Source organism: Streptomyces oceani (assembly GCF_001751245.1).
In the GTDB taxonomy this organism is placed as follows: domain Bacteria; phylum Actinomycetota; class Actinomycetes; order Streptomycetales; family Streptomycetaceae; genus Streptomyces; species Streptomyces oceani.
Genome location: NZ_LJGU01000127.1, coordinates 534,683 through 551,595, shown reverse-complemented (window position 1 = coordinate 551,595; position 16,913 = coordinate 534,683). Strand labels below are relative to the sequence as shown.

At 68.7% G+C, this 16,913-nt stretch carries 16 protein-coding genes and 1 tRNA gene; 8 read left to right on the top strand and 9 right to left on the bottom strand.

Features of this window, described 5'->3' with window-relative positions:
* Positions 1–219 precede the first annotated feature (219 nt).
* The 4 genes from AN216_RS15575 to AN216_RS15560 all read left to right on the top strand — a co-directional run bounded on the left by AN216_RS15575 (position 220) and on the right by AN216_RS15560 (position 3,531).
* On the top strand, positions 220–999 hold the full coding sequence (locus tag AN216_RS15575; RefSeq protein WP_070197239.1) for an HAD-IIA family hydrolase: 780 nt from the start codon (positions 220–222) through the stop codon (positions 997–999).
* A gap of 173 nt (positions 1,000–1,172) precedes the next feature.
* Entirely contained in the window at positions 1,173–1,580 is a 408-nt protein-coding gene (locus AN216_RS15570) for a hypothetical protein (RefSeq protein ID WP_070197238.1), read from the top strand.
* Complete coding sequence (locus tag AN216_RS15565) at positions 1,570–2,289, top strand: class F sortase (RefSeq protein WP_139140930.1); 720 nt, start codon at positions 1,570–1,572, stop codon at positions 2,287–2,289. The genes AN216_RS15570 and AN216_RS15565 overlap by 11 nt, the downstream gene beginning before the upstream one ends.
* A 189-nt stretch (positions 2,290–2,478) precedes the next feature.
* Positions 2,479–3,531, top strand: coding sequence for a glycoside hydrolase family 6 protein (locus AN216_RS15560; protein ID WP_070197335.1), 1,053 nt, complete (start codon positions 2,479–2,481; stop codon positions 3,529–3,531).
* Between the two features lie 176 nt (positions 3,532–3,707).
* Here AN216_RS15560 and glxA read toward each other — a convergent pair whose 3' ends face one another.
* Together glxA and AN216_RS15550 are read right to left on the bottom strand one after the other, a co-directional pair.
* Complete coding sequence (glxA, locus tag AN216_RS15555; RefSeq protein WP_070197237.1) at positions 3,708–5,717, bottom strand: radical copper oxidase GlxA; 2,010 nt, start codon at positions 5,715–5,717, stop codon at positions 3,708–3,710.
* Positions 5,714–7,729 (bottom strand): glycosyltransferase family 2 protein, encoded by a 2,016-nt coding sequence (locus AN216_RS15550; RefSeq protein ID WP_070197236.1) that lies wholly within the window; start codon positions 7,727–7,729, stop codon positions 5,714–5,716. The genes glxA and AN216_RS15550 overlap by 4 nt, the downstream gene beginning before the upstream one ends.
* Before the next feature lie 549 nt (positions 7,730–8,278).
* Between AN216_RS15550 and AN216_RS15545 the strand changes: the two genes are divergently transcribed.
* The 3 genes from AN216_RS15545 (at position 8,279) to AN216_RS30875 (ending at position 9,780) form a co-directional block, all read left to right on the top strand.
* On the top strand, positions 8,279–8,869 hold the full coding sequence (locus tag AN216_RS15545) for a lytic polysaccharide monooxygenase auxiliary activity family 9 protein (RefSeq protein WP_070197235.1): 591 nt from the start codon (positions 8,279–8,281) through the stop codon (positions 8,867–8,869).
* Between the two features lie 203 nt (positions 8,870–9,072).
* Positions 9,073–9,576, top strand: a complete 504-nt coding sequence (locus tag AN216_RS15540) for an antibiotic biosynthesis monooxygenase (RefSeq protein WP_338059251.1) — start codon at positions 9,073–9,075, stop codon at positions 9,574–9,576.
* An 81-nt stretch (positions 9,577–9,657) separates the two neighbouring features.
* A complete protein-coding gene (locus AN216_RS30875) occupies positions 9,658–9,780 on the top strand; it encodes a hypothetical protein (RefSeq protein ID WP_338059250.1) in 123 nt (40 codons plus the stop codon).
* An 87-nt stretch (positions 9,781–9,867) separates the two neighbouring features.
* Here the strand turns inward: AN216_RS30875 and AN216_RS15535 are convergent.
* The 6 genes from AN216_RS15535 to ehuB form a co-directional block, all read right to left on the bottom strand.
* A tRNA-Lys gene (locus AN216_RS15535) sits at positions 9,868–9,941 on the bottom strand.
* A gap of 131 nt (positions 9,942–10,072) precedes the next feature.
* Positions 10,073–10,831 (bottom strand): IclR family transcriptional regulator, encoded by a 759-nt coding sequence (locus AN216_RS15530; RefSeq protein WP_070197234.1) that lies wholly within the window; start codon positions 10,829–10,831, stop codon positions 10,073–10,075.
* A 287-nt stretch (positions 10,832–11,118) separates the two neighbouring features.
* On the bottom strand, positions 11,119–11,934 hold the full coding sequence (gene ehuA / locus AN216_RS15525) for an ectoine/hydroxyectoine ABC transporter ATP-binding protein EhuA (protein ID WP_070197233.1): 816 nt from the start codon (positions 11,932–11,934) through the stop codon (positions 11,119–11,121).
* The gene (gene ehuD / locus AN216_RS15520) at positions 11,924–12,574 is read right to left on the bottom strand and encodes an ectoine/hydroxyectoine ABC transporter permease subunit EhuD (protein ID WP_070197232.1); all 651 of its coding nucleotides are present in this window, start codon (positions 12,572–12,574) and stop codon (positions 11,924–11,926) included. Before ehuD ends, ehuA begins: the two co-directional genes overlap by 11 nt.
* Entirely contained in the window at positions 12,571–13,314 is a 744-nt protein-coding gene (ehuC, locus tag AN216_RS15515) for an ectoine/hydroxyectoine ABC transporter permease subunit EhuC (protein ID WP_070197334.1), read from the bottom strand. The genes ehuD and ehuC overlap by 4 nt, the downstream gene beginning before the upstream one ends.
* The gene (ehuB, locus tag AN216_RS15510) at positions 13,314–14,219 is read right to left on the bottom strand and encodes an ectoine/hydroxyectoine ABC transporter substrate-binding protein EhuB (RefSeq protein ID WP_070197231.1); all 906 of its coding nucleotides are present in this window, start codon (positions 14,217–14,219) and stop codon (positions 13,314–13,316) included. Before ehuB ends, ehuC begins: the two co-directional genes overlap by 1 nt.
* 526 nt (positions 14,220–14,745) lie before the next feature.
* On the opposite strand from ehuB, the gene AN216_RS15505 reads away from it, so the two are divergent.
* Positions 14,746–15,246 (top strand): DUF3830 family protein, encoded by a 501-nt coding sequence (locus AN216_RS15505; protein WP_070197332.1) that lies wholly within the window; start codon positions 14,746–14,748, stop codon positions 15,244–15,246.
* Here AN216_RS15505 and AN216_RS15500 read toward each other — a convergent pair.
* Positions 15,227–16,645, bottom strand: a complete 1,419-nt coding sequence (locus AN216_RS15500; protein WP_070197333.1) for an amidase — start codon at positions 16,643–16,645, stop codon at positions 15,227–15,229. The genes AN216_RS15505 and AN216_RS15500 overlap by 20 nt on opposite strands.
* Positions 16,646–16,913: the final 268 nt, after the last annotated feature.

The following is a 16,913-nucleotide window of genomic DNA, read 5'->3' as shown; positions in this document are numbered from 1 at the left end:
GCGCGCGCTCGGGCCCACTCGGGCCCGTTCGGCCGACTCCCGCGCCGGCGCTCCGTACGACGCCCGCGCCCGTACGCGTCCCAACGCCGAGCGGAGCAGCCGTGGATGCGCTGTCCGCACGCCCGGCTACGCTGAACGGGGAACGTCGCGGACCGCGGGGCCGGGACGTTCCCACGCCGGAACGGATTCGTCACCACCACACGCGTCAGGAGCCGTCACGTGGCAGAGCGCAAGCCGATCGAGTCCTGGCTCACCGACATGGACGGTGTGCTGATGCACGAGGGGGTTCCGGTCCCCGGTGCGGAGGCATTCATCCAGCGTCTGCGGGAGTCCGCCCGACCCTTCCTCGTGCTGACCAACAACTCCATGTACACCCCCCGGGACCTGCACGCGCGGCTGGCCAGGATGGGCATCGAGGTCCCCCTGGAGAACATCTGGACCTCCGCGCTGGCCACCGCCCAGTTCCTGGACGAGCAGCGCCCGGGCGGCACCGCGTACGTCATCGGCGAGGCCGGCCTGACGACGGCGCTGCACGACATCGGGTATGTGCTGACCGACCACGCGCCGGACTACGTGGTGCTGGGCGAGACGCGCACGTACAGCTTCGAGGCGCTGACGAAGGCCATCCGGCTGATCAACAACGGCTCCCGGTTCATCGCCACCAACCCGGACGAGACCGGTCCGTCGACCGAGGGCGCGCTGCCGGCGACCGGGTCGGTGGCCGCGCTGATCACCAAGGCGACGGGGCGCGAGCCGTACTTCGTCGGCAAGCCGAACCCGTTGATGATGCGCGCCGGACTGAACGCCATCGGAGCGCACTCCGAGACCAGCGCCATGATCGGGGACCGGATGGACACCGACGTGCTCGCCGGACTCGAGGCCGGCATGGAGACCTTCCTCGTGCTGACCGGGCTCACCCGGCCCGAGGAGGTCGACCGGCATCCCTTCCGTCCCTCGACGGTGGTGGACTCCATCGCTGACCTGGTCGACCGGGTGTAGGTCGGTCAGGGAGTGGGGTGTTCGGGCCGGTTGGTCAGCGCGTCGCCGGTGGCCCGTCGCCGATGGTCAGCCGTCCGGGTCGCGCGGACGGGCCGAATGGAGCATTCCGGGCTGTCCCGCTCCGTGGGGCGGAGCGCCTGCGGGATCTTCGGTGGAGCGACCCGGAGGTACCCATGTCCCGTCCAGCACAGCAGCATGTCGTACGGCCCTCCTCCCGCGCCGTGGAACCGGCCCGCGGCCCCCTCAGGCGCGCGACGCGGGCCGTCGGGTGCGCCTGCGCGGTCTCGGTCCTGCTGGGGATGTGCGCGCTGCCGGCCCAGGCGGCCCAGGCGGCGCAGGTAGCGGGGTCGGGGCACGCGGGGCAGCGCACCGGGCCGGGGGCCTGGGCAACGGTGCCGGGCGCGGAGGCCGGCACGCTGGCGGCGGACCTCGTCCACGCCACGCCAGCCGGCCAGCACAGCCCCGCACCCCGCACGGACCAGCGGCGGCAGCGCGACGGGGTGGCGGGCGAGGCGGGGTTGACCCTCGCCCTGGGCGCGGTCCTCTTCGCCGCGGCGGCCGGCCGACGCCGTGGCAGCTGAGCGGTTTGGGCGCGACCCGGGGTCGCGGGAGCGCCGGTGGCTGGTCACCGGCCTGGTATGGGCGGTGGTGTTGTTGACGCTGTGGTTGTGGGGGTGGGAAATCACCTCGTTCAGCGGTGCGGGCCGCGGCGAGTCCGTCCGCTCACCGGCGACCGGATCACCGGCGACCGCGGCGTCGGCCGACGACCGGTCGGCCGACGACCGGCCGATGCCGTACGCGCACGACCCGGTGAACTCCTCGACCCGCCCCGTACGGTTGGCGATCGACGCGCTCGGAGTGCGCGCTCCCGTCGTGCCCGGGAAAGCCGGGGCGGAGGACGCCAGTCCGCCCAGGCCGCCCCCCGACGCGGACGAGGTGAGCTGGCGGCGCGGCGGTACGGTCCCCGGGGCGCGTGGCGTGGCGATGTTGGCGGGCCGGGTGGACACCGCACGGCGGCACGCCGTGTTCTTCCCGTTGAGCAGGGCGCGGCCCGGCACGGCGGTCGAGGTCACCGGCTCCGACGGCGTGGTCACCGAGTTCATGGTCGAGTCCACGGAGGTGGTGCGACGTGCGCGGTTCGACGCCCGGCGATACCGGTCGGCGGCCGAGGAGGAGGGACGCGCCGAGTTGCTGCTCGTCTCGCCCGGTGGTGACTACGATCGGCGGCGGCACGCGTACTCCTCCTACGTGCTGGTCTCGGCGTACCTCACCGGCACTCGGCAGGCATGATCCTCGGCACCCGGGCCCGGTACGGTAACCGGGGCGGGGACTTCGCAACAGACTCGGGAATGGCCGTACTTCTGCCCCCAAGGTCACCGACAACCGGAGTAACAGGTGAACGACAAGTTTTCCGGCGGCGGGCCGGACTGTGTAACGATGGTCAAGTCCGGGCCCGAGGTCGTCTCCAAGGGGGAGTGGATGCACGGCACCACCAGCACCGTTCGCGCACGCCGATCCGCACGCGCCCGTCTCACGATGAGCGGCGCGATGGTGACCACCATCATGGTGCTCTCCGGGTGCTTCTCGTCCTCCTCAGACGACTCCTCAGGAGGCGAGGGTGACCGGGACAAGGAAGTCCCGCAGTCGAACAACACGCCGTACTGGGTCAACCCGAAGGGTAGCGCGGCCAAGCAGGTCGCGGAGTACCGCGAGCAGGGCGACGACAAGTCGGCGAAGCTGATCGAGAAGATCGCGAACCAGCCGACCGCCGACTGGATCGGGGTGGAGACGCCCGAGCAGGAGACCCGCTCTATCACCAAGGCCGCCGAGAAGGCCGACCGCAGCGCGCTGCTGGTGCTCTACAACCTGCCGCACCGGGACTGCGGGCAGTACTCCCAGGGTGGGGCCGAGAGCGCGGACGCGTACCGTGCCTGGGTCGACAAGATCGTCCAGGGCGTCGGGGACCGCGAGGCGACGTTCATCGTCGAACCGGACTCGCTGCCGCACCTCCTGCAGGAGGGCTGCACCCCCCAGCAGTTCCACGACGAGCGCTACACCCTGCTCAACGAGACCGTGGGCAAGCTCAGCTCGATGCCGAACACGAAGGTGTACCTGGACGCCGGCAACCCGGACTGGGTTCGCGATCCCGGGGGCCTGGTCGAGCCGCTGAACCGCGCGGGCATCGGCAAGGCGGACGGTTTCGCGCTGAACGTCTCCAACTACCAGTCCACCGAGTCGAACATCGCCTACGGCCGCAAGCTCTCCGCGATGGTGGGCAACAAATCGTTCGTGATCGACACCAGCCGGAACGGCAAGGGCCCGGCGAAGGGCACCGGCGAGGAGTCCTGGTGCAACCCGCCCGGGCGCGGGCTGGGAGAGAAGCCGACGAGCAAGACCGGCGAGAAGTCCGTGGACGCCTTCCTCTGGATCAAGCGCCCGGGGGAGTCGGACGGCGAGTGCAAGGGCGGACCGAAGGCGGGCGCCTGGTATCCGGAGTACGCCCTGGAGCTGGCGCGTAACGCCGCCTGGTAAGGCGTACCCGACCGCCGAGTCGCCCTGGACCGCGGCCCCGTGGGGACGCGGTCGGCTCCTCGTACGTACGAGAGCGGGCGAACAGCGCGTCAGTGCCCCCGAACCCGGTAAGCACTCCGGGGCTCGGGGGCACTGACGGTGGCGGTACGCGCCCGGGGCGGGCGCGCACCGCACACTCAGGCGCCGGGCTGGACCGCTGGCGGCTCCTCCGTGGTCTGGTGCTTATCCGCCGAGGGATCGACCGGGACCTTCACCCACGCGGCCTTGGACGGGACGCCCTTGTCGTCCACGGCGTTGACCATGTACCAGCCCGGGGGGACCAGCGAGGGGTCGTCCGGGAGGGTGACCGTGATGTCTCCGTCCTTCGTCGTCTTGTAGTCCAGCGCGATGGAGCGCTGTTCGACGTTGGTGACGTGGGTGAAGGAACCGGGGCGGATCAGTCGCATCTTCTCGATGGACTTCGCGTCCTTGGAGCTGAACTTCGCCTTGCCACCCAGCTTCACCGTCTCCCGGGTCTTCCCGGTGTCCTTCAGCTGCGGCCGCTCGCCGTCCTGGTGGAGGTACGGCGGCGTGTAGATCTCGATGCGCTGCTCGAACTCGCCGGGCTTGGTGTTGGCCTCGTCGGCGTACAACGAGTCGGAGCCGAAGGTCATGACCCTGCCGTCCGGCAGCAGCAGGCCGCCGGAGTGGTAGTTGCGGCCCACCAGCGGGTCCGCGACATCCTCGAACTCCCGCTTCTCCGGGTCATACATGCTGGCCTTGAGGATGTTGCTGTCGCTGCGTCCGCGGTAGTCGTCCGAGCCGTTGGTGGTCAGCACCTTGTCGTTGGGCAGGATGACGCTGGTCGGGTAGCGGGCGTCGGCGTACAGCTCGGGGCCGTCCTTGAACCGCGGGTTCTTGTCGTTGAGGTCCACGATGCGGGTCTTGTTCGTCGACTTGCGACTCTCGCCGATGCCGCCGCCACCGAGCACCATGTACTTCTGCTCCTGGGCCGGGGGGAGCAGCACCGACATGGAGGTCTCCAGGATGTCCGGGTCGCTCATCCCGGGCACCTTGGTGAACTCGTTCGTGCTGAGATCCCAGATCCCGGGGGTACGGCCCTTGTTCGCGGGACCGTAGCCGGCGTTCGAGCCGGTGTAGAAGATCTTGCCTTCCCGGGCCAGGAAGAGCGCCGGGTAGGTGGGGAAGAAGCGGGTCTTGGGCAGGTACTCCCACTTCTTCGTCCGCGGATCGTAGATCTCGTTCTTGCCCGGCACGACCTGGCCGATCTCGTCCAGCCCGGAGACCGACAGCACCGATCCGTCCTCGAGCGTGGTGAGGGTCGGATACCAGCGTGCCTCGCCCATGGGGTCGACCGTGATGTAGCGCTCGGCCACCGGGTCGAACTCGTAGGCGTCCTTGATGCCCTGGAAGTCCTTCTTGTCGAAGGACAACTTCTGCGCGATGCCGTAGATGTTCTCCTTCTCCTGGCCCTTCAGGCCGCTGACCTGGTACTGGTCCTGGGCACCCGTCTGGTGCTTCTTGCCCTTCTTCGGCGCCTCGACGTACACCCGGGAACTGCTCGGCGTGACGGTGGCCTCGCCAGTCTGCGGGTCGATCTTCTTCTCCGCCCGCGGCACCAGGATGTTGTTCTGCGCGACGAAGGTCTTGCCGTTCTTCTTGCCGGTGAAGCGGGTGCCCTTCTTGAGGGTCTTCGCCTTGTCCGGATTCTCGTTGTAGACGATCATCAGACCGCCTGCCTTCTCCACGTCACCCTCGAGGGTCTCGTAGCGCTGGGTGCCGCCGGCGACCAGCAGCTTGCCGTCCGGGAGCTGGGTGTGGCCGGCACAGAAGAGGTCGGCCGGAGTGGGGATGTTCTTGAAGGTGTTCTTCTTCGGGTCCCACAACACCGTACGGAACGTGCCCGCGTCGAACATCTTGGCGTCGTTCCCGGACCCGGCCACCAGCAGCACCTTGCCGGTGTGTAGCAGAGCCGCGTGGATCGTGTTGATCCGGAACTCCTCGGGGATGTCCACGATCTCCCACTGGCCGTTCTCGGCCTTGTACTCGGGCTGGTTGATCTTGTAGTCGTGGTACTCCTCCGAGGCGAAGTTGTACAACGCCGGGCCATTGAAACCCGCCAGCACGAGAACCGCCGCCGCACCGATCGCCAGGCGGCGGGTGCGACGGCTCGGGCGGTACTTCATCTTTCGCGTCCCCCAAATGCGGAGTGCATGGTCGAATCTGCGGTGGTGGACCAGCTAGGGCGGTGCGCGCCGGTGCCGGGCTGTGGTGGTGGTCCGGCAGGTTCCTTCGAGGCGTCCAGCTCCTGGAGCCGCTCCACGTCCGGGTGTGGGCCCGTTGCCCCCGCTGATCCGCTTCGGCCATGCTTGCGCTTCTTGCGTTCGTGTCTGAGCGTGACGCGCCAGCCGATGATGGGCGCGGCGGTGATGAGCATGGCGAGGGTCGCCCAGGTCAGCATCGCCGGGTGATCGTGGCCGAAATAGAAGGACCCGCCCAGCGAGCCACCGAAGATCACGATGAACAGCAGATGCACCCGGAAGGTCCCGAAGAGCGTGTCCGGGCTGGCCGAGTCCCCCTTCGGGGTGACGACGAACTTGCTCTTACGTCGCAGCACCGTGTCGAAGAGCGAGCGCGCGTAGATCGGCGCGGACAGGGCGGACATCAGCATTCCGGCCAGCCCCCCGGAGCCCTCCGGCTCGTGCGGTGAGACGTTGTGCCGGCGGTTCCAGACGTACAGGCCGATCTGCAGGGCAGTCGCGTTGCCGTACAGCATCATCCAGACGGTCGGGTCGATCTGCACGCCCGAGGCGCCGAGTCCGAGGAAGAGGGCACAGCTGACAGCGGCGAGAATCCAGTTCATCGCGGAGATCGGGTAGAAGATCATCAACATCGTGTAGTTGAAGAGCTTGCCCGGACCCAGGGTGAAGATCCCGCGCCAGTACTGCTTGAAGATGGTCTCGTAGGTACCCCGGGACCAGCGCAGTTGCTGGGTGAAGAAGTCCGTCCAGGCGTTCGGCCCCTCGCCGACGGCGAGCACGTCCGGGGTGTAGACGGAACGCCACCTCTTCCCCGTCACCGGGTTCTTCGCGCGGTGCATCTCGAAGCCGGTGGCCATGTCCTCCGTGATGGAGTCGTACAGGCCGCCGATGCCCTTGACCGCCTTGATGCGCACGGCGTTGCTGGTGCCGACGAACATGGGCGCGTCGTACCGGTTGCCGGCGCGCTGGATCAGCGCGTGGAAGAGGAACTGCTGGCTCTCGGCCGCCTTGGTGACGAAGTTGTCGTAGTTCCCGTACACCTGAGGGCCGATGACGAAGCCGACGTCCGGGTCCCGGAAATATCCGAGCATGCGCTCGAGGTAGTTGGGCAGCGGCACGTGGTCGGTGTCGACGGAGGCGAAGTAGTCGTAGTCGTCGCCGTGCGCGTCCAGCCAGGAGTTGTAGTTCCCGTGCTTGGTCTTGGCCCGGAAGGCGCCCTTCGACTGGTTCCAGTGCGGCACGCCCTTACGGCTGAAGTGGTGCACGCCCAGCCGGCGGCAGACCTCCTTCACCTCCGGGTCGTCGCCCTCGTCCAACAGCCAGACGTGCAGCAGACCGCGGTGCCGGATGCGTACGGCCGCCTCGAGGGTCTTGGTGACCATCTCGATCGGTTCCTTGCCGGGGACGAACGAGGTGAGGAAGGCCACCTTGGTGTCGGCCTCCGGCACCACCGGGATCGGGTCCCTGGCGACCAGCGTGGCGTGCGAGTTGGAGATGACGTTCATCGTGCGGAACAGCTCGATCAGGCCGATGGCGACCAGCATCACGATGTCGAGCTTCAGCACCAGGTCGGAGACCTCGCCGCTGTCCCGCTCGGTCCAGTGCTGCGGCTGCATCAGCCAGATCAACAGGCCGGCGGAGAGCAGGGGGGCCAGGCAGAGGAGGAACGCCGCGCGGAACCGGTGCGGTTCGTCGGCGAGCAGGCTTCGGTACGCCACCCGATAGGGCTTGTTCGGCTCGGGCTGGCTGAGCGGCCCGGCGAGTCGGCTGTAGTGCTCGTAGTCGTAGCGAGGCAGAGCCTTGCGCGGCCAGCGTAGCCCACGACCGAGCGACGGCCCGCCGCCCTGGCGCTGGACACGAGGCACTCGCAGCCGTGTGGTCTGGGCCGGGTCCTGGGCGTCCGGTGGCCGTTCGGTGCCGTCGGGCATCGAGGTCATGCTTCATCCCCCCACGCGTGCTACACGCGTCTCGCTCTCACCCACGCCGTCTCCCCCTCGGCAGTGGAACGACGGTGTTCCACGCCGATACCCGCCGAGACGAGAGAACACCGGGCCTGGTTCCATGCCGTGCCGACTCGCTGTGCATGTGTGGGGTGCTGCCGCTGCTCCCGCATCTCGTCGGGACGTGCCAACTCTACGGCACGGTCTCCGGGAAAGGGCGTGATCGCAAGGGTGCACAGGGAGGTTTGACCCGGTTTTGGGTTGTTCTGGATTCATGGTTGTGCGGGAAGTGTTGTCGATATGTGGAGGCGGTTCGCGGAAGTGCGGCCGTGTACGGCCCGTCTGGCGGTGCGGATTCAGCCGTCCGGGCTGCGTGGTGAGCGGCGTGCCGGCACGGTCGCCTGTCGGTTCGTCATTGGTCTGGACATGACCAGAGTGGCGAGCTAGCTTCGTAACTGGTCTGGACCAACTGGCCAGCCTGGTCCAACCGGCCGGGCTGTCTTCATGTTTCGCGCGCTGACACCCCCACTCTCACCTGGAGCAGGAATGCGGAAGAGAATCAGCACCACGCTGGCCGTGCTCGGAGTCGCCGGGGCGAGCATCCTCGCCACCACCGGCACCGCCCAGGCACACGGCTACGCCTCCTCGCCGACGAGCCGCCAGGCTTACTGTGCCGACGGCACCGTGAGCGGCTGCGGGGCCATCCAGCACGAACCGCAGAGCGTCGAGGGCCCCAAGGGCTTCCCGGCCGCGGGGCCGAAGGACGGCCTGCTGTGCGCCGGCGGCAACGAGGGCTTTGCCGAGCTGGACGACCCCCGGAACGGCGAGTGGCCGACCACCAAGCTGACCGCGGGCGCGGAGCACACCTTCACCTGGACCAACACCGCCATGCACTCGACCACCGACTACCAGTACTACGTCACCAAGGACGGCTGGGACCCGAGCAGCAAGCTCACTCGCGCCGACCTGGAGGCGAAGCCCTTCCTGACGGTGCCCATGAACGGCGAGCGGCCTCAGCCCGAGGAGAGCCACACGGGCACCCTTCCGGACAAGTCGGGACGCCACCTCATCTTCGCGGTGTGGAACGTCGACGACACCGGTAACGCCTTCTACTCCTGCGCCGACGTGGAGTTCTGAGCGGTCCGGACCCCCGGTGGCCGATGGTCCCGGGGGTCCGCGGCAGGCGGGGGAAGGCCGCATCGGCGAGGCGCCCGGCACGGCACCTCGCGGCACGAGCCGTGCTCGCGCGGCACCGGTCACTCGACGACCGTTGACTTCAACCAGACTTGAAGAAGCAGGATGAGGGGCGACAGCAGAGACCGTCTCCTCAAGGAGTCCTCATGACCGCCGTTGTGCACACCCTGCCCCGCCCGAACCGTACGGACGTGGGCCTCGCGGCCTTCAGTCGCTGGCACGTGGGCAGTCCGGAGCGGCAGTCCGCGACGCTCGAGGCCATCGCGCGGGCCTGGCGCTCGCGGCCCTGGCCGACGCCCGACCTGCGCTCGTACAACCTCTACGCCAGCAACGACGGCCGGACCCTGATGCACTACTCACAGTGGGCCGACGAGCGGGCGCTGCGCGACTTCCAGCGAGACCAGCGGGACGAGCGCCTTGAGGAGATCTTCGCCGCGGTGCCGGAGGCCGAACGGCTGGGGCTGGGCCTCTACACCCGTTACCGGGGCGGCGCCCCGGAGTCGGCGAACGACCCGGCACGCCATGCCGGTTGTATCGTCACCGTCGAGGTGGAGTTCGTGGACTCCGACGCGGAGCGCCAGCGCGCCTGGGTGGATGCCGTGTACACGGCACTGGACAGCGACCCGAAGCCGCATCCTGGCGGTATCTGAGCGCAGTTCCACGTCAGTACGGACGGGACCCGCGTCCTCAACTACGCGGAGTGGGAGAGTGAGCAGGCGCACGTCGAGTGGTTGGCCGGACCGGGCGACGGCGGCTCGCCCACAGACGAGTGGGAACGGGTGCAGAACTTCCCCGGGCTGAAGGCCAGCACCGTCACCCGGCACACCTTCGTCCAGAGCATCGTCCCGGACTGAGCCCGCGCTCGCGGCGGCACGCGGAGGTACGGGCGCGTGCGTACGGAAGGCCCTCGCGTGAACCCACGCGAGGGCCTTCCGTCTCGGTGCGCCGCCAGGGACTCGAACCCCGGACCCACTGATTAAGAGTCAGTTGCTCTAACCAACTGAGCTAGCGGCGCCCGCTGCCCCTCCATGCTACCGGCCGGTGAGGAGTGCTCCCGACCACCAGCCAGCCGTACCGTCCAGCCGTACCAGCCACCGGTACCGGCCCGGCGCGGGTGCGTACCGGCGGGAGCGGCGGCGTGCCTCGTCAGATCGCCAGCGAGAGCATCACGGGCGCGGCCTGCTGGTTGAGCGTCTCGGCGGCGCTCCGCAGCCGGTGCGCCGCCTCCAACGGGAGGGACAGCGCCAGACAGCCCACGGCGGAGCCCGCGGTGACCGGGACGGCCGCGCAGACCGTGCCGACGGCGTACTCCTGGAGGTCCAGCACCGGCACCGTGGCCGGCTGCTGGTCCAGGGAGTTCAGCAGGAGGCGCTCGTCCGTGATCGTGCGCGAGGTGAGCCGGGCCGTACGGTGCCGGGTGAGGTGGTCCTTGCGGCCGTCGTGGTCCAGCTGGCCGAGCAGGCACTTGCCGATCGCGGTGGCGTGCACGGCGGAACGGAAGTCCACCCACTCGTTCACCACGGGTGTGCTGGGGCTGTCCGAATAGTGCATGACCTCCATCTCGCCGTCCGTGTACCGGCTGAGATAGACGGCGGCGCCCAGGGTGTCCCGCAGCTCGGCCAGGGTGTGATCGAGCCGCTCCCGCAGCGCCCGATCGCGGTCGCCGCTGCTGCCCAGCAGCAGGAGTGTCTCGCCCACCGTGTAGCTGCCGTCGGCCAGCTGCGTCACGTAGCCCTCCCGGCGCAGCATCAGCAGCAGCCTGGACAGCTGTCCGGGCGGTAGTTCGGTGACCTGGGCGAGCCGTGCCTCGGACACGCCGTCCCGGTGTCCGGCGACCGCCTCGAGTGCGCGCAGTGCGTACCGCACCGAGTGGAACGGCGCCGTGGATTCCGGCTTGAGCGCCACGGTGTCCCCCTGGAGGTTGTGACCGTTTCGTCGTGACCCGCTGCCTCGTGACCCGTGGGTCACACGTGCTCGCTTCTCACCATAGCGGTCAGGCGGGGTCCGGTGGCCGGGTGTTGGCCTCATCGGCATATGCCACTGACGGATGTGGCCCGGTCACCCGTTCGTGGGTGACCGGGCCACGAGGGACCGGTGCGGGCGTACGGCAGGGCTCCCGATTCCGTACGCCCAGGGTGTCCCGGGTGTTCCGGTGGCGCCCCCGGCGGCTCAGCGCCGCGGGCGGCTCGTACTCACAGCACGGCGCTGAGGAACTCGCGGGTCCGCTCGTGTTCCGGATCGGAGAAGATCTTCTCCGGGGCGCCGGACTCGATCACCCGACCCGCGTCGAACATCAGCACGTCGTCCGAGATGTCCCGGGCGAAGTTCATCTCGTGCGTGACGCACAGCATCGTGATGTCCGTGGTGTGCGCGATGTCCCGGAGGACGTCGAGCACGCCCGCCACCAGCTCCGGGTCCAGGGCAGAGGTGACCTCGTCCATCAGCAGCACCTGCGGCTTCATGGCCAACGCGCGGGCGATCGCGACCCGTTGCTGCTGGCCGCCGGAGAGCTGGGTCGGATACTTGTTGACGTGCTCGCTGAGCCCGACCATCTCCAGGAGTTCCAGGGCCCGCTCCTCGGCCTGCTCCTTGGGCACGCCGAGCACGTGCACCGGGGCCTCGGTGACGTTCCGCAGCACCCGCATGTTGGGGAAGAGGTTGAACTGCTGGAAGATCATCCCGATCTTCTTGCGCACCTCGCGCACGTGGTTCTCACTGGCGGGGACGAGCTGGCCGCCGCGCTCCTCGTGCGTGAGGTAGTCGCCGGCCACCTTGATGGTGCCATCGTCCGGTTTCAGCAGCGTCATCAGTAGCCGCAGGATGGTCGTCTTGCCGGAGCCGGACGGCCCGATCAGGGTGACGTGCTTCCCGGAGGAGACGGTGAAGTCCATCTCGTCCAGGACGACGTTGCTGCCGAAGCGCTTGGTCACGGAGTCGAACCGGATGAGTTCGCTGCCGTCGACAGCGGGGTTCTGGTCCTCTTTCGAGAGGCTGTTCTCACTGGACAAGACGACGCTCCAGGACTCGGATCAGAAGAGAAGCCGGGTAGGCGATGCAGATGAAGGCGACCCCGACGATGGTGATGGCCTCGGTGGTGAAGGTCTCGTTGCTGTAGGCCTGGGCCTCGCCGAGCATCTCGAAGGCGCCGATGACCGCGATCATCGGCGAGTCCTTGAGCATCGACACGACGTAGTTGCCCAGGGCGGGCACCACCCGGCGGATGGCCTGCGGCAGGATGACCGCCGTCCAGGTGCGCGTTTTCGGCAGGTTGAGGGCCGTGGCGGCCTCCCACTGGCCGATCGGCACGCCGTTGATGCCCGCGCGGTACACCTCGGCGGTGTACGTCGAGTAGTGCAGCCCCAGGCCGATGATGCCGGTGGTCAGCGGGCTCATCGCCGGGCCCCACTCGGGGAGCACGTAGAACAGGAAGAAGAGCTGCACCAGCAGGGGCGTGTTCCGGATGAACTCGGTGACCGCGGTCACCGGCCAGCGAATCCACGTGTTCTCGGAGCGCTGGGCGATGGCCCAGACCAGCCCGAGGCTGAAGGCGATGAGCGTGCCCAGGACCAGGGCCTGCAGGGTGACCAGCAGTCCGTCCCAGAACCGGGGCATGAAGGTGTCGACGTTCGACCAATCCCAGCTGTTCATCCGATACCTCCCGCGGACTGGGTGCCGGCCTGCGCGCTCTCACCGCGTGCGCTGAGCTTGCGGCTCAGGAAGCCGGGCTGCTTCTCCGGCGCCTGGCCGATGTTGGCCTTGGCGTGCCGTTCGACGACCCGCATGCCGCGGGTGAGGACGAAGGCGATGACGAAGTAGAGCACCAGCAGCAGGGTGTAGATGGGGGCGCTCTCGTTGCTGCCCAGCCGTACGAGGTTTCCGGCGAAGGTCATGTCGGCCACCGTGATGACCGAGACCAGGGCCGTGCCCTTCAGCAGTTCGATCAGCAGGTTGTTGAACGGCGGGATCATCTCCGGCCAGGCCTGCGGGAGTTCGATCCGGCGCAGCCGCTGGAACCGGGTGAAGCTCAGGGCGATGCCGGCCTCGCGTTGTGCCGGATCCACCGCGGCGAGCGCGCCGCGCACGATCTCCGAGCCGTACGCCCCGTAGGTGAGGCCCAGGGCACTCACGCCGGCCCACATCGGCACGAGCTGCCAGCCGAAGAGCGGCAGGGCGAAGAACATCCAGAACATCAGCACCAGAGCCGAGGTGCCGCGGAAGATCTCGAAGTAGGTGCCGGCGAGGAAGCGCACGATCCAGAACCTGGAGGTCCGCAGAGGGCCGACGATGAAGGCGACGGCGGCGGCGAGCGCCGCGCTGTAGATGGTCACCTGGATGGTGACCCAGATTCCCGGAAGGAACCACGTCCAGAACATGCCTGATGTCATCATCAGCCGCACAGCTCCTTCGCCGTCATGTCGGTCATCTCCGTCATGCCGAACCCGAAGGGCTTCACGATTTCCAGCAACTCTTCGTAGTTGTTCCGCTTGAGCTTGTGCAGCTCCTTGTTGAACTCGTCACGGAAGTTCTTCTCGGAGAGTCGGAACGCGAAGCCTCCGGCCCCGTAGGCCGGTTCGCCGTCCACGATGGGCTGGAACGCCTCGGTGGCGTCGACCGCCGCCTTGCCCTTCACCACGGTCTCGACCGTGACGTTGGTGCCCGCGAAGGCGTCGATCCGGCCGGTTTTCACCGCGCTCAGACCGGCGACCTGGTCTGGGTAGATCTTCACGTCCAGGCCGTACGACTCGGCGTAGGCGATTTCCGCGTACGCCTCGCCGGAACCGATCCGCAGACCCTTCTTCTTCACGTCCTTGTATGTCTTGATGCCATGCGGATTGCCCTTCTTCACGATGAAGGCGTCCTTCATGATGTATTCCGGATCGGCGAAGAGCACCTGTGCGCACCGCGTCGGGTTGATGTACATTCCCGCGGATACCACATCGAACTGCTGTGCCTTGAGCCCGGGGATGAGCGCACCGAACTCCACGGGAATCGCCTTCACTTCGGAGATCCCGAGACGCTTGAAGATGACCTTGGCGATCTCCGGAGCTTCTCCGGTCGCCTCACCCTCGTCGTTGATGTAGCCGAACGGAGGCTCACTGGCGATGCCGACGCGGACGGTTCCCTTATCTCGAAGCCGCTCCAGGAGATCGCCCCCCTCTACCTTTCCCTCCTCCGGCGCCCTGCTGCATCCGACGACACCGAACGCACCCAGCGCCGCCGCACCCGCGAACAGCGAGCGGCGACTGATTCCTCTTCCGTTGAATGGCGTACTCGCCCTCAGTGGTGGAGCCATAGCCGCGCGGCTACCCAGACCGGACGGAGTTATGCGGGTCGTTTCTAGCACTTGATCCAGTCGTCACGGTATTGACCACCGATCTCGGGCGAGGAAACCTTCCGCAATCCATCCGGACAAGCGCGCCTATGTCCAACTCGGCACATTTGGCATCCCGCAGGTGTGGACTGACACGTTCCGTTCGTGTGCGAGCGCATTGTTGTTCGGGCGTCACCGACAGCGAAGAATGCCGCGCCCCCAGCGCGAGCGGCCGGCTTCCGCTCCTCTCGTTCCTGGGCCAACGGCTCCCGGAAATCCGCTGATCGACGAGCAGTTCAGCGTGTGGCCGCGCGTGATGCAATACGCTGGCCGCCGCATGGGAGAACGGACTCGCGGGCGGCCGTCGGTGCTGGCCGAGAGTCCGTAAAGCGCTTCGGCGGTGGAAGGCGTCCCGGGGTCGGACATCGTCCGGCCGCGCCTTGCGTACGGCACCGTGCGTCGTGTGCCGGAGCGCGTGACACGTAGGCGACCAGCCCTGGGAGGCATGATGCCGGACCGATTCATCGAAGTGTCCCTGGACAAGCGTGGCGTGAGTTGCACCGCGAAGCTGCTGGACGACCGCGCGCCGGTCACCTGCGCGGCCGTGTGGGACGCGCTGCCGCTTGGCGGCGACGTCTATCACGCGAAGTACGCCCGGAACGAGATCTACGCCCTGGTCCCGCCGTTCGCACCGGAGGAGCCGCCTCTGGAGAATCCCACCATCACGCCCATTCCGGGGGATCTGTGCTATTTCACCTTCACTGAGACGCAGTTGGCCACGGCCTCGTACGGCTACGAGACCGAGGCCGCGCACCAGGGCCGTAAGACGGTGGTCGACCTGGCGCTCTTCTACGAACGCAACAACCTGCTGATCAACGGCGACGCCGGCTGGGTGCCCGGCATCGTCTGGGGCACCGTCGTGGACGGCCTGGACCGGATGGCCGACGCCTGCCAGGACCTCTGGCGCGCCGGCGCGATCGGCGAAACCCTCAACTACCGGCGAGCGTAAGCTCCGGCGGGTCGGGGATGTCGGCGGCGCCCGCCCCGTAGAGCGCGTGCGCCGCCCGCAGGACGAGGGCGTCCGCGTGCCGGGCGCCGACCAACTGGACGCCGATCGGCAGGCCGTCGGAGTCCACTCCACAGGGCAACGAACAGGCGGGCTGCTGGGTGAGGTTGAACGGGTACGTGAAGGGTGTCCAACTCGTCCAGCGCGGCGGTGCGGAGCCGGCCGGCACCTCGAGGCCCTTCTCGAAGGCGGTCAGCGGCATGGTCGGGGTCACCAACAGGTCGTACGTCTGGTGGAAGTCGCCCATCCGCTTGCCGAGGGCCATCCGCACGTCCACCGCGGCCAGATAGTCCAGCGCGCTGGCCCGCGCGCCCTCCTCGCACACGGCACGCAGCCTCGGGTCCATCGACTCCCGCTGCTCGGCGGTGAAGTCCTCGGTGATCCTGGCCGCTCCGCTGAACCACAGCGTGTGGAACGCCTCGACCGGGTCCGGCAGATCCGGATCGACCTCCTCCACTCGGGCCCCGAGGGCCGTGAGACGGTCCACCGCGCGGCGCACCGAGGCGGCAACCTGCGGCGCCACGTCCACCTGTCCGCCGAGAGTGGGCGAGTACGCCACCCGCAGCCCCGCCACCCCCTCGTCCAGCCCGTCCCGGAAGCTGCCACGCACCGGGCCGAGTTGGGACCAGTCCCGCGCGTCCGCTCCGGAGATCACATCGAGCAGCAGCGCGCTGTCCGCCGCGTCCCGGGACATCGGTCCCACGTGTGCCAGGGTGCCGAAGGCACTGGCCGGATACATCGGCACGCGCCCGTAGGTCGGCTTCAACGCGAAGATCCCGCTGAACGACGCGGGGATGCGCACCGAGCCGCCCGCGTCGGTGCCCAGGCTGAGCGGTCCGGCGCCGACCGCGACGGCCGCCGCGCCACCCCCGCTGGAGCCGCCCGAGGTGCGCGCTGGATCGTACGGATTGCCCGTCGCTCCGTGCCGTGGGCTGTCGGTGACGCCCTTCCAGCCGAACTCCGGGGTGGTCGTACGGGCCAGCAGCACCGCGCCGTGCTCGCGCACCCGTGCGACCGAGGGGGCGTCCTCACGCCAGTCCTGTTGCTCCGCCACGGACCAGGAGCCCTTGAGCGTGGGCACGCCACGCTGCAGCAGGATGTCCTTCACCGTGACCGGCACGCCGTCCAGCAGTCCCTCGGGCGCGCCACGGTGCCACCGCTCGGTGCTGGCCTCGGCCTGCTGGAGGGCTTCCTCGTGGTTGATCCGGACGAAGGCGTTCAGCACGGGCTGCGCGGCCTCGGCGCGGGCGAGCGCGGCACGGGTGGCGTCGAGCGGGGTGAAGTCCCCGGCGGCATATCCGGCGAGCAACTGGGTCGCGGTCAGAGTGGCGAGATCGGACAACGCATCCTCCTGGAGGTTCACACGCGCGGTGGTGTTCCGTGCCGGCCCGGCCGGGCACCGTGGCCGGGGCCGCGGGCGGGCCCGGCCCGGGACCCCGACGAGGGGTGGGCGGGGACAGTCTGGCTGACCCGGCGGCCGACCGGCAGACCCGTTCGGTCATCCGGTCAACCGGCGGCGTACGTACGAGGGCTGGCGACCCACGGACGGGCGAGGCGCTCAGGGCATGGGGGCGCGCCCCGGGGAGGGCGGCGACCCGCGGGTATGGCTC